This is a genomic window from Pseudomonas sp. 8209 (genome assembly GCF_028682105.1).
GTDB classification, from domain to species: Bacteria; Pseudomonadota; Gammaproteobacteria; order Pseudomonadales; family Pseudomonadaceae; genus Aquipseudomonas; species Aquipseudomonas palmensis.
Genome location: NZ_JANIAH010000001.1, coordinates 284,841 through 298,523, shown reverse-complemented (window position 1 = coordinate 298,523; position 13,683 = coordinate 284,841). Strand labels below are relative to the sequence as shown.

General features: G+C 67.2%; 4 protein-coding genes. 1 reads left to right on the top strand and 3 read right to left on the bottom strand.

Going from position 1 to position 13,683, the window contains the following annotated elements; all coding sequences use genetic code 11:
* Positions 1-12: 12 nt before the first annotated feature.
* From NP552_RS01290 to NP552_RS01280, 3 genes are all read right to left on the bottom strand, one after another.
* The gene (locus NP552_RS01290) at positions 13-735 is read right to left on the bottom strand and encodes a Crp/Fnr family transcriptional regulator (protein ID WP_043862791.1); all 723 of its coding nucleotides are present in this window, start codon (positions 733-735) and stop codon (positions 13-15) included.
* A 26-nt stretch (positions 736-761) separates the two neighbouring features.
* Positions 762-9,353 (bottom strand): glycoside hydrolase family 94 protein, encoded by an 8,592-nt coding sequence (locus tag NP552_RS01285; RefSeq protein WP_274096317.1) that lies wholly within the window; start codon positions 9,351-9,353, stop codon positions 762-764.
* A 212-nt stretch (positions 9,354-9,565) separates the two neighbouring features.
* Positions 9,566-10,462 carry a LysR substrate-binding domain-containing protein gene (locus tag NP552_RS01280; RefSeq protein WP_078480977.1) on the bottom strand — a complete coding sequence of 299 codons (897 nt, stop codon included), beginning with the start codon at positions 10,460-10,462 and terminating at the stop codon, positions 9,566-9,568.
* 159 nt (positions 10,463-10,621) lie between these two features.
* On the opposite strand from NP552_RS01280, the gene ydiJ reads away from it, so the two are divergent.
* The gene (gene ydiJ, locus NP552_RS01275) at positions 10,622-13,660 is read left to right on the top strand and encodes a D-2-hydroxyglutarate dehydrogenase YdiJ (RefSeq protein WP_274096316.1); all 3,039 of its coding nucleotides are present in this window, start codon (positions 10,622-10,624) and stop codon (positions 13,658-13,660) included.
* The last annotated feature ends 23 nt before the right edge of the window (positions 13,661-13,683 follow it).

Here is a 13,683-nt window from a genome sequence, read left to right as displayed (position 1 = left end):
GGGTATGGAAAACTAGGTACGTAACGGCAAATAGGGCAACAGGCGTTGGGTTTCACTGCGCACCACCGCATAGCATTCACAACTCAGCCGTTCCAGCTGCGGCCGATCGAGCACCTTGATGTGCCCGCGGCTGTACTCGATCACCCCCAGGCGCTGCAACTTGCCGGCCGCATCGGTGACGCCTTCGCGGCGCACGCCCAGCATGTTGGCGATCAGCTCCTGGGTCATGTTCAGCTCGTTACCGGTCAGGCGGTCCAGCGACAGCAGCAGCCAGCGGCACAACTGCTGATCGATCGAGTGGTGGCGATTGCACACGGCGGTCTGTGCCATCTGGGTGATCAGCGACTGGGTGTAGCGCAACATCAGCAGCAACAGCTCGCCATGGCGGTCGAACTCGTCCTTGAGCCGCTGGCCCGGCAAGCGCCAGGCAAGCCCGGCACTTTGCACCACGGCACGGTTGGAGGTGCTTTCGCCGCCCATGAACACCGCAATGCCCACCAGCCCCTCATTGCCCACCACGCAGATCTCCGCCGAGGCGCCGTTTTCCATGACATACAGCAGCGAAACGATGGCATCGGTGGGAAAGTACACATGCGTCAGCCTGTCGCCCGGCTCGTAGATCACCTTGCCCAGCGGCAAGGCAACCTGCTCAAGGTGCGGCAGCAGCCGCTCGCGTACCGGGTCGGGCAGGGCGGCGAGCAGATGGTTCTGCCCGCTGGCTGGATCATGGGACATGGGGCCGGCATCCATAGGGTAAGGCCCTAGGGTACTCCCTTTAGCAAGGGTAACGTCGCGGTTGCCGATGCAGCGCACAGCAAGGTGACCTGATGCTCGGCGCCATCATCGACCAGCGACAGGCTTGTGCCGTCGATCACCCCGCCATCCAGGCTCAGCACCTGTACGGCCTGTGTGCCGTGGTGCACATCGATGTGATAAACGCTGGCGCCATACCGGTACTGCAGGCTGAAGCCCGACCATCCTGGCGGCAGCAGCGGTTGCAGCAGCAGGGTGTTGCCCTGGCGCTCCACCCCCAGCAGCGATTCGACGATCAGCCGGTACATCCATCCGGCCGCACCGGTGTACCAGCTCCAGCCGCCGCGCCCGGCATGGGGCGCCACACCGTAGACATCCGCCGCCATCACGTAGGGCTCCACCTTGTAGGTTTCGATGCGGGTGGCATGGCCCTGGCTCTGGGGGCTGATCATGCGCATCAGTTCCCAGGCGCGGGCGCCGTCGCCCAGGCGGGCGAACGCCATGCTCGCCCACACGGCGGCGTGGGTGTACTGGCCACCGTTTTCACGAACCCCCGGTACATAGCCCTTGATGTAGCCGGGGTCGAGCGTGCCCTTGTCGAACGGCGGGTCCAGCAGCAGCACGATGCCGATATCACGCCGCACCAGGTGGCGGTCCAGCGACGCCATGGCACTGCGGCAGTGATCCAGGGGCGCGGCGCCCGACAGCACCGACCAGCTCTGGGCGATGGAATCGATGCGGCACTCCTGGTTGCTGGCCGACCCCAGGGGCTGGCCATTGTCGAAGTACGCACGCCGGTACCAGGCGCCGTCCCAGGCATGGGCCTGCAGGTTGCTGCGCAGCCGCCGCGCCTGCTCGCCGCAGCGCTGGGCAAAGCGGGCATCGCCATGCAACTGCGCCGTTTCGGCGAACCGACGCAGCACCTCGTGGGCGAAAAAGCCCAGCCATACGCTTTCGCCGATGCCGTGCTCGCCCACCTTGTTCATGCCGTCGTTCCAGTCGCCGCTGCCCATCAACGGCAAGCCGTGGGCCCCGACGCAAAGGCCGTGCTCCAGCGCGCGCTGGCAATGCTGGTAGAGGGGCTCTTGCAGGGGCGAATGACCGGGCAGGTCGTAGTAGGACTCCTCGCCGTTGTTGAGTGCGCGACCGTCCAGATAGCCGACGGGCTCGTTCAGCACCGCAGTGTCGCCAGTGATCTGCACATAGCGGCTGGTGGCCAGGGCCAGCCAGAGCATGTCGTCGCTGCAACGTGTTCGCACGCCGCGATCCATCGGCGGGTGCCACCAGTGCTGCACGTCGCCCTGCACGTACTGGTGGCGGGCACACAGCAGCAGGTGGGCGCGGCTGCTGGCAGGGTCGGCGTGCACCATGGCCATGCTGTCCTGCAACTGGTCCCTGAAGCCAAATGCACCGCCGGACTGGTAATAGCCGCTGCGGGCATGGAAGCGACAGGCAATCACCTGGTACATCAGCCAGCCGTTGACCAGCACGTCCAGCGCAGGCTCCGGGGTGTGGATGCGCAGGCTGCCCAGGGTGGTGCGCCAGTGCTGCGTGACCCGCGCCAGTTCGACGTTGGCGGCGCGTACGCCGCGGTACTGCTGCACCCGCCGGGTGGCGGCCTTGGCGTCCTGCTCGGCGCCCAGGCGGAACACCACTTCGCGGCTTTCACCAGGGGCCAGCTCGACGCTTACCTGCAGCGCACCACAGGGGTCCATGCCGCCGCCGAGGCGCCCCGAAAGGCGCGCCCGGCGCAGGGCTGCCGGGTCGGCCAGGGTACCGTTGCGCCCCAGAAACTCGACCCGGTCACCACTGAGGCCGGCCTGGGGCCAGTCGCAGTCCAGAAACCCCACGCGCCCCGAGAATTCGATGGAGTAGGCGTTGCGCGCAAACAGCGCCCCACTGAACGGGTCGGCTTCGGTGACGACGTGCATGGCCGACTTGCTGCGCAAGTCCCCCAGCACCCATTCCACGTAGCAGGTCGCTGACAGGCGTCGCGCACGATCGCCGGTGTTGCGCAGCACCAGGCGCGAGAATTTGACCGGCGCATCCAGCGCCACGAACACCCACAGCTCACTGTGTATGGCGTCCTGCACATGCTCGAACACGCTGTAGCCAAAGCCGTGGCGGGTTCGGTAGGCGCCGCTGCCCGGGCAGGGCGCCGGGGTCGGCGACCAGACCTGCCCGGAATCTTCGTCGCGCAGGTACAGCACTTCGCCGCTGGGGTCGCTGACCGGGTCATTGTGCCAGGGGCTCAAACGGTACTCGTGGGCGTTTTCGTACCAGCTGTAGGCACCGCCGGTTTCCGAGACGATGCTGCCGAACCCGGGGTTGGCCAGCACGTTGACCCAGGGCGCCGGGGTCGGCTGGCCCGGGCGATGATTGATGATGTATTCGCTGCCGTCGGCGCTGAAGCCGCCGTAGGCGTTGCCCAGCGTGGGCGCCATGGCCAGCGGCTGCAGCGTGTAGCCGGCACTCTGCGGCCCTTGCAGCAGGCTGGGGGTGAACGGCGCCAGGGCCGGCTCGATGCGCCGCCGGTGGACCTGCTCGGCCAGGCTGCCATGGCTGTCGTTGAGTATCAGGCGTGCCACCGAGCGCATCAGCGTGCGGTCTTCGCTGGACAGCTGCTGCGCAGGACGCACGAAGATGCCGCCCGGGCGGTCCAGCAGGGCCGCTTCGACCCCGGAGGTCACCAGGCCCATGATCAGGTCCTGCAGTTGCTGGCGGTAGCCGGCCTGGTCTTCGTTCCAGATCACCAGGTCCACCACCAGGCCTTTCTGGCGCCAGTAGGCATGGGCCTGGACCATCTGCTGCACCAGCTCGATGTTGGCCGGGTCGGCGATCTGCACCAGCACGATGGGCAGGTCCCCGGAGATCGCCTGGCCCCACAGCCCCGACTGGCTGCGCCGATTGCTGGCCAGCACGGCGCTTTCGGCGCGCAATGCAGGGTTGGCATACAGCACCGAGGCCGCCATCTGCTCGAACAGCCTGGCATCGGCCATCGAGGTGTTGAGCTGGCGCAACAGCACCTGGCTGTGGGTCCAGGCCAGGTCGAACACCCGGTCGGCCAGATGCCGGTCGCGGTATTTGTCGATCAGGTGCAGGCAGGCCTCGCGGCTGTCGGCCACCCCGGTGACCAGGTCGATGGTGGCGCTTTGGCCAGGCTCCAGGCTGATACGGCAGCGGATGGCCACGACCGGGTCGAGCACCGCGCCGGCAGTGCCGGACAGCTGCTCGCAGGTGTCCGTCAGCGCGGCCGGCGCCTGCAGGGTGCGGCCGCGGCCGATGAAGCGGGCACGGTCGGTTTCGTAGGAGATCTGCTCGATGTCCGCCCCGTGGGCTGCCAGCAGGTGGCACATCCACGGCACGGCTTCGTCACTGGCACGCGGACGCCGGCTGCACAGGATCGCCTGCAGCGGTCGCACCAGCTCGGTTTGCACGAACAGCTTGCTGAACGCCGGGTGCAGCGCATCGCTGATGGCCGAGGCCAGCACCACTTCGGCGTAGCTGGTCAGCTCCAGGGTGCGCCGGGTACGGGCGCGGTTGGTCAGGTGCAGGCGACGCAGCTCGATATCGTCCTCGGGGGACACCACGATCTCGGTGTGGCAGTCGAAGTTGAACTCGCGCACGCGAAACTCGGCGCGGGCATCGGTGAACACGGTTTCCTGGCTGTGCGCGCGATGCTGGGTGGGCTGGTAGGTCGTGGACCAGAAATGCCCGCTGGCCACGTCGCGCAGGTAACAGAAGGTGCCAAGGCTGTCGCTGGCGATGTCTTCGCGCCAGCGCGTTACCGCCATGTCGTTGCAGCGGCTGTAGCCGCCACCGGCATTGCTGACCATGACGTGGTAGCGCCCGTTGGACAGCAGTTGCACGGCCGGCCGACGACGGTCCGGGTCGGTGAACACGCGCAGCTTGGTTTCATTGCCCTGGCTGGCATCGTCGACGGTAGGCGCCTGGGCTGCATGCAGGTATTGCGTGGCGCGTTTGGGCACGCGCTCCTGCAGCAGCAGGGCACAGGCCTGGAAGGCCGGCTCGGCGGCAAAGCGCCGCTGCATGGGCTGACCCAGCAGCAGCGAGGTCAGGGCCAGCAGGCTCATGCCCTGGTGGTGTGCCATGAACGAGCGCACCACGGCGGCATCGGAGCCAGGGGGCAGGCGTGCCGGGGTGTAGTCGACCGCCTCGTACAGCCCGAACCGCCCGGCCACCCCCTGCCTGGCCAGGCGCCGCAGGTTGTGGCAGGCGGCCGCGGGCGCGACCATCAGTGCCAGGGCACTGGCGTAGGGCGCGACCACGTTGTCCTCGCCCAGGCCACGCTTGAGGCCCAGCCCCGGCACGCCGAAGGCGCGGTACTGGTAGTTCAAGTGCGCATCGACGGTGTTGTAGCCGGACTCCGAAACGCCCCAGGGCGTGCCCAGCTGGCTGGCATGCTCGATCTGGCGGGTGACGGCCGCCTGGCAGGTCTGGTCGAGCAGGGTGCCTTCGTAGCTGGGCATCACCAGCATCGGCATCAGGTACTCGAACATCGAGCCGGACCACGACAGCAGCACCGGCACCCCGGCATTGCTGGTCAGCAGGCGCCCCAGGGCAAACCAGCTTTCCTGCGGCACCTGGCCCTGGGCGACGACCACGAAACTGGTCAGGCGAACTTCGGACGCCAGCAGGTCGTAGAAGGCGCTGTCCAGGCGTCGCTCATCGACGTTGTAGCCGATCACGAACAACTCGCGGCGGGCATCGTAGAGAAAGCCGAAGTCCATGTCGGCCATGGCCTCGACGCGCTGGGCAAGCTGGGCCGCCTGCTGCATGCGCTGGCGGGCCAGGGCCCGTACCTGCAGCACCTGCGGGCGATCGGCAGCGCACCACTGCTCGGCGTCCAGCCGCGCCAGGTCGCGCCAGCAACCGGTCGGCGGCCGCGTGCCCGGTTCGTTGGTGGCAGGCAGGGCAAAACGCAGCAGTTCGTCGCGCTGCTCGGTGCACTGACGTTGCAGGCTGTCGAACCAGAAGCGCGCATCCGGATCGTCAGCGGGCGCCGGCAGGTCGAGTGCGTCCTGCAGCAGTTGCACCAGATCGTGTGGCTGAGGTGCCTGCAGACGCCGGCATAACGCCTGTACCTCGTTGGCGGGCAGGCCGGCACTGGTCAAGGCCTGGCCGAAGACGTCCAGGGTATCGAGCAACCCCTGGGCCTGGCGCGGGTCATCCAGCGGTGTGTCGGCCAGGCCCAGCAGGCCGGGCTTCAAGGTCAGCAGCAGACCGGCGAGATTGCCGCTATCCACCGTGGAGACGTACAGCGGTGGCAGGGGTTTCAGGGTGAGGGTGTCGTACCAGTTGTAGAAGTGGCGCTGGTGACGCTCCAGCCCGTCCATGCTGTCGAGCATGGACTGCAGGCGTTCGAGCAGCCGCCCGCCGCCCAGGTAGCCGAAATCGTGGGCGGCCAGGTGGGCCAGCAAGGCCATGCCCATGTTGGTGGGCGAGGTGCGGTGGGCAATGCGGGCAACCGGCAGTTCCTGCACGTTGTCGGGGGGCAGCCAGTGGTCGTCGGGGCCGACGTATTGCTCGAAAAACGCCCAGGTCTGGCGCGCAAGGTTGTGCAGAAAGCGCAGGTCTTCGGCAGTGGGGTCGAAGTGCGCGCGCGGGGAGGGGCGGCTGATCCACCAGGCCAGTGCCGGGCTGGCCAGCCACGCCAGCAGCAAGGGCGCCGCCAGGGCCAGGGTCATGGGGCTTGGCAGCAGGCACAGGCCCACGACCAGGGCCAGTATCGGGGCGCTGCACATGCTGCGGTACAGAGCCCCCAGACGATTGACACTGGTGCGTTCGACTTCCCGTGACGGGCTCCATTGCAACAGGCGCTGCTTGCTGACCAGCATGCGCCACAGCGTACGCACGATAGCGTCAAGGCTGTAGTAGGCCTCATACGGCAACCAGGCCAGGTGCAGGCCGGCGCGCGCGAAATGCAGGGCGCAGCCGCGCAGCGCCGCCCACAGGTGCTGCGCTAGGGGTACGTCGACAGGCTTGCGCAGCATCTCCAGCAGGGTGCCGAGCACCGCGTGGGTCAATACCAGCAACAGCGCGGCAAGGGTCCACAGCCCGGGCCGGCCCGAGGCCAGCCAGCCCCACAGCAACAGGCACAGCAATGCACCGGGCTCCAGGCTGCGGCGCAGGTTGTCGAACAGCTTCCAGCGGGCCAGGGCATCCAGCCGGTTGCGCGCATAGGTGCCGCCAGCGGTGGGCGCCCAGGGCAGCACCCACGGCAGCAGTTGCCAGTCCCCGCGAATCCAGCGGTGGCGGCGCTTGACGTCGGCGCTGTAGCGGGCCGGGTACTCTTCGAACACCTGAACATCGCTGAGCAACCCGCTGCGGGCGTAGCAGCCCTCGATCAGGTCATGGCTGAGGATGCGGTTGTCCGGCAGGCAGCCTTGCAGCGCCTGCTCGAACGCATCCACGTCGTAGATACCCTTGCCGATGAACGAGCCTTGTTCGAACAGGTCCTGGTACACGTCCGACACTGCGCGGGTGTACGGGTCGACGCCGGCGTCGCTGCCGAACAGTCGCGCATACAGCGAGCGCGCCGCGCTGGGCAGGCTGATGCCGACCCGCGGTTGCAGGATGGCGTAACCGCTGCCGGCCTGGGCGCGGTTGAGCGGGTGCTGCATGGCCCCGACGAACTGGCGGGCCGCATTGCGCGGCAGCTGGGTGTCGGTGTCCAGGGTGATGACGTAACGTACCGCCTCCAGCACCTGGACATCCCCCACCTGCAACATGAAGCGCCCCTCACCATGCCCGCGCAGCAGTGCATTGAGATCGGCCAGCTTGCCACGCTTGCGTTCCACGCCCATCCACACCTGCTCGGCGGGGTTCCAGCGCCGCGGACGGTGCAGCAGCACGAAGCGCGCATCGTTCGGGTACTTGTGGTTCAGGCCCTCGATCAGGCTGGCGGCCAGGGCCATCAGCGCGGCGTCTTCAGGCAGGGTTTCGCTGGGCGCATCGAGAAAATCGGTCAGCAGGGCAAAGTGCAGGTAATCGTCACGATTGGCCAGAAAGCGCACTTCCAGCCCCTCTGCCAACTCCTCGATATCGGCGGCATTGGCCATCAGCGTGGGCACCACCACCAAAGTACGCGCCTCAGCGGGCAGGCCCTCGCTGAAATCCAGGCGCGGCAGCAGGCGGGGCGTCACGCTCAGGGTCACCAGCCAGTTGACCAGGTCGATGGCCAGGCGGCTGGTCATCACCAGCGTGGGCAGGGCCAGCGCAAGCAGCACTGCCAGTGGCCAGCCATCGCGCAGCGTGGTGTACAGCAGCGGTGCGCTCAGGCCCAGCGTGAGCAGCGCCACCGGGCCGAGGAAGAACGTGAGTGGCGCGCGATGCAGCAGGCGCCGCCAACGTTCACCCAGCGCCACGCCGGCGTGCACGCGGCGCTCGAGCTGCGCTCGCCCGGCGCCGACCAGGTAGAACCCCACATGGGTGGTGGCGCTGGCGTGTGGCAGCGGGCTGGGCGCACCGGCGGCCAGTTCGACGGCGGCGCGGGCGATTGCCGCCTGCGACTGTGCGCTGTGCCGGGACAGGCGCTCGATGACATGCCGGTAATGATCGCGGCTGGCGAAGTCCATGGCTGGGTAGATGCCGGCAGGATCGCTGCGCAGCACCCGTTCGACGTGGCTCATGTGCTCGACGAATTCGCGCCAGTCGCTGGTGGCGAGCAGGCGCAGGCTGGCAATGCTGTTGCTGACCGAGACCTGGTCGGCTGCCTGCTGCTGGGCATCGAGCTGCACCTGACGCTCGATGCTCAGGCCGGATTCGGCGAGCATCTGCTCCACCCAGGTCAGCGGCTGGATCAGCGCGGCGCTCTGGCCTTGCAGGCGGCGTGCGAGCTCGGCGACGAAGGCGGCGGTCATCGGCGGCTGCGAGCGCGCCATGTCGGCCAGCACCAGCACCACGCTCTTGGCGTCGCGCCCGGCGGTCTCGCGCAGGCGGTCGGCCCAGTCGTTGGCCAGGTTGCGGTCGGCCCAGCTGGCCATGACCCGCGAGGCGACCCGGCGCAGGTTTTCGATCAGCGCCAGGCGCAGCATGATCGGAATGGCCCACAGCTCGCCCAGCGCCAGGGAGGTGACGCTCTGGTAGGCCTCGACGAAGTGGCTCAGGCTGTCCACGTCGACGCGCCCATCGCCATGGGCGATGGTTTCCAGGGCGATGTCATACACCCGCGGCAGCCCGCTGGACACGCCGTTGGCCAGGCGTGGCAGCTCGCGGCTGTAGCCTTTGGGCAAGTGGGTCTTGGCGATGCGGATGTGCTCTTCGACCAGGTAGTAGTTGTCCAGCAGCCATTCGGCCGCCGGCGTGACCCGTCGCGCGGTGGGCTGTTCGGCGATCAGCACCGCGCAGCTGCTGGCCAGGGTCCGTTCGTTGTCGGCCAGCCGTGCCAGCAGGGTGTCCTTGCCGCTGCGGGGGCTGAGGGCGTGGTGCTGGGCCAGAAAGGTGCCGTGGGCGGCCATCTGCTCGGCGCTGAACAGTTCGGAGCGCAGGATGGCTTCGTATTCGAACTTGCGGGGGGTGGTGCGCCAAAGGCCTGCGTTGCGCAGGCTGGCGCGTGCACGGCTCCAGTAATTATCCATAAAGGCCTGTAGGTGCTCGCGTCGCGGGGTCTGGCCCCCAGTGTGGCGACGCATGGCGCAGGCGTCTGTTCGCTAGCGAACACAGTGGGCTTTGTGCCCTGCAACCGGTAGGTGCTGGCCATGCCAGCGAAGGGGGCAGCGCGCACCTTGCGGCAACGGCGTCGGTGCCTTCGCCGGCAAGGCCGGCTCCTACATGGCGCCGGTAACGCCGCTCAGCTGTCGGGAAACTCGACCGACAGCAGCCACTGGGTGAACGCCTGCAGCGCTGGCAACTGCTGATAGCGCGTGGCGTAGGTGAGGTAGTAGCCACGCCCGCTGTCCACCGGCTCGAACAAGGCCACCAGCTCACCGCTGGCGATCTCGTCCTGCACCAGGATGCGTGGCACCAGCCCGATGCCGATACCGGCCACCGCCGCCTGGATCAGGTGGGCAGTCAGCTCGAAGCCCGGCCCCATGCGCATGGCCCGGTGCTGCAGGCCGTTCTGTTCGAACCAGTCGGCCCAGGCATGGGGGCGTGACACCACGCTTAGCAGAGCCTGCTGCGAGATGTCCGCCGGCGTCAGGCTGGCGTAGCCGGGCAGGGCGCCAGGGCTGGCCACCACCACCAGCGTCTCGGACAGCAGCCGATGCGCCACATGACCGGGCCAATGCCCGGTGCCGACACTTATGAAGGCGTGCATCTGATCCTTGTCCTGCTCGGCCGGGGCAATGCGCGAATGCATGTGCACCAGCACGCCGGGGTGGCGGCGGTAGAAGTCATTCATGCGCGGCAGCAGCCACTTGGAGCCGAACGTGGGCAGCACCGCCAGGTGCAGCGGCCCGTCGCCGGCCTTGTGGGCGATGGTCTGCAGCGTCGCGTTGCGAATGCGGGCCAGGGCCGCGGCCAGCTCGTGGTGATACAGGGCGCCGGCGGCGGTGAGCTCGATATGCCGGCCCACGCGGCTGAACAACGCCACCTCCAGTTGCGCCTCCAGCGCCTGCACCTGGCGACTGACCGCACTCTGGGTCAGTGCCAGTTCTTCGGCCGCCTTGGTGAAGCTGCCATGGCGCGCCGAGGCCTCAAACGCGATAAGCACCGACATGGAAGGGGTGAGTCGTCTTGGATTCATTCATAAAGCTCATGCAAAAGTCACACGAAATTCAGTTGTAGGCCCGCGCCGCACACGGGAACATAGCCCCATAAAGCATGCGGCAGACCTTGCCTGGCTGCCAAGCATACGTGTTTTGAATGTGACGCTGCGTCATATATCGCCTCAGGATCCCTTGTCATGATTGCTCTGCTTGCCCCCGACCGTGTCCCCGCCAGCCATTACCAGCGTTTTCTCGATGCACTGCAGAGCGAGGGCTTCAGGGGCGAGGTCGCGCGCGACATGGGCCTGCGTACCGTGCTGGCCACCGACAACTCCATCTACCAGCGCCTGCCCCAGGCGGCCGTGTTCCCCCGTGACGCGCAGGATGTCGAGTTGCTGGCACGCCTGGTCGCCCAGCCGCAGCATCGCTCGGTGGTGCTCACGCCGCGTGGCGGCGGTACCGGTACCAATGGCCAGTCGTTGACCGACGGGATCATCGTCGACCTGTCGCGGCACATGAACAACATCCTCGAGATCAACGTCGAGCAGCGCTGGGTGCGGGTGCAGAGCGGGGTGGTCAAGGACCAGCTGAACGCCGCGCTCAAGCCCCACGGCCTGTTCTTCGCACCGGAACTGTCCACCTCCAACCGTGCCACCGTGGGCGGCATGATCAACACCGATGCCAGCGGGCAGGGCAGTTGCACCTATGGCAAGACCCGCGACCACGTGCTCGAACTGAGCACCGTGCTGCTGGGCGGCGCTCGCCTGGACACCGCACCGATCGACAACCCGCAGTTGCAGGCCTGTACCGCCCGTACCGACAAGGTCGGCGAAGTCTATCGCTGCGCCCAGGCCATTGCCGACGACAAGGCGGCGCTGATCGAGGCGATCTTTCCCAAGCTCAACCGCTGCCTGACCGGCTACGACCTGGCGCACCTGCGCGAAACCCCCGACAGCTTCAACCTCAACAGCGTGCTGTGCGGTTCGGAAGGCTCGCTGGGCTTCATCGTCGAAGCCAGGCTCAATGTGCTGCCGATTCCAAAACACTCGATCCTGGTCAACGTGCAGTACGCCGCGTTCATGGATGCACTGCGCGACGCCAAGGCGCTGATGGCGCACAGCCCGCTGTCGATCGAGACGGTGGACTCCAAGGTATTGATGCTGGCGATGAAGGACATCGTGTGGCACGGCGTGGCCCAGTACTTCCCGCCGCACCCCGACACCCAGACCCTGGGCATCAACCTGATCGAGTTCAGCGGCGACGACCTGGATGCCCTTGAACAGACCGTCGACGCCTTCATCCAGCACCTGCAGCGCGACACCTCGGTGGTGCGCCTGGGCCATACCCTGGCGGTGGGTGCCCAGGCGGTGAACCAGGTGTACACCATGCGCAAGCGCTCGGTCGGTCTGCTGGGCAACGTGCAGGGCGAGGCACGCCCGCAGCCCTTTGTAGAAGACACCGCTGTGCCGCCGGAGAACCTTGCCGACTACATCTTCGAGTTTCGCGCCTTGCTCGACAGCCACGGCCTGCAGTACGGCATGTTCGGCCATGTGGATGCCGGCGTGCTGCACGTGCGGCCGATCCTGGACATGAAGGACCCAGCCCAGGCCCAACTGATCCGGCCGATTTCCGACGCGGTCGCGGCGCTTACGTACAAGTACGGGGGCCTGCTGTGGGGCGAGCACGGCAAGGGCCTGCGCTCGCAGTACGTGCCGGACTTCTTCGGTGAGCTGTACCCGGCGCTGCAGGACCTCAAGGCCGCGTTCGACCCGTTCAACCAGCTCAACCCTGGCAAGATCGCCACCCCGTCGAGCGTGCCGGCGGCGCGCCTGACCGAGGTGGACGCGGTTACCTTGCGCGGCGACCTGGACCGCACCATCGACGAGCGCGTGTGGCAACACTATGAAAGCGCCGTGCACTGCAACGGCAACGGCGCGTGCTACAACTTCGACCCCAACGACGCCATGTGCCCGTCGTGGAAGGCCACGTGCAACCGCATCCACTCGCCCAAGGGCCGTGCCTCGCTGATTCGCGAATGGCTGCGCCGCCAGGGCGAGGCGGGGGTGGACGTGCTGAACCTGGCGGGAGCGGGCAGGGTAACCGGTGTAGCGCAGCGCACCTGGAACTCCCTGGCGCGCCTGGTTGGGCGCAAGGACTTCTCCCATGAGGTGTACGAGGCGATGTCCGGTTGCCTGGCGTGCAAGTCGTGCGCAGGGCAATGCCCGATCAAGGTCAACGTACCGGAATTTCGCTCGCGCTTTCTGGAGCTGTACCACAGTCGTTACCTGCGCCCGATGAAGGACTACCTGATCGGCTCGCTGGAGTTCAGCATCCCGCACCTGGCGCGCTTGCCGCGACTGTACAACGCGATCATGGCCGCCACACCGGTGCGCTACGCGCTGCAGCACATGGCCGGCATGGTCGACAGCCCGCTGTTGAGCACCCATGACTTCGAAGCCGAGTGCAAGCGCTGGAACGTCAAGCAGGCAAGTGTGGGCGCCCTGGCCGCGTTGTCCGACGAACAGCGCAAGCGCAGCGTGATCCTGGTGCAGGACGCGTTCACCCGCTTCTTCGAAACGCCTCTGGCAGCCCAGTGGCTGGAACTGATAAGCCGCCTCGGCTACCAGGTGTACCTGGCACCGTTTGCACCCAATGGCAAGCCGTTGCAGGTGCAGGGCTTTCTGGGGGCGTTCGCCAAGGCTGCGCAGTTCAACGCCAAGTCGCTGCTGCTGTTGCAGGCCTCGGGCGTACCCCTGGTGGGCCTGGACCCGGCGATGACCCTGGTGTATCGCCAGGAATACCGCAAGACCCTGGGCAACGACGGTGCCCCGACCGTGGCCTTGCCGCAGGAGTGGCTGGTGTCGGTGCTGCCAGAATCGGCAGCGGTGGTCGACGAAGAGGTCTACCAGTTCCTGCCGCACTGCACCGAAAAGACCAACGAGCCGGCGGCGATCGCACTGTGGCAGAAGGTGTTCGAACGCATGGGGCTCAAGCTTCAGGTGCTTGCGAGCGGTTGCTGCGGGATGTCCGGTACCTATGGTCACGAGACCCGCAACGTGGCCACCTCCGCGATCATCTACCAGCAGTCCTGGCAACCGATCGTGGCCCGGCATGGGCAGGGTGGCCGGCTGCTGGCCGATGGTTATTCGTGCCGCAGCCAGGTCAAGCGCCAGGAGGGGCAGGGGTTGCAGCACCCGCTTGAGGTGTTGCTGGCGCGGGTAGCCCGGCAAGTGTGATGATGGCCTGGCCTTCCATTGAC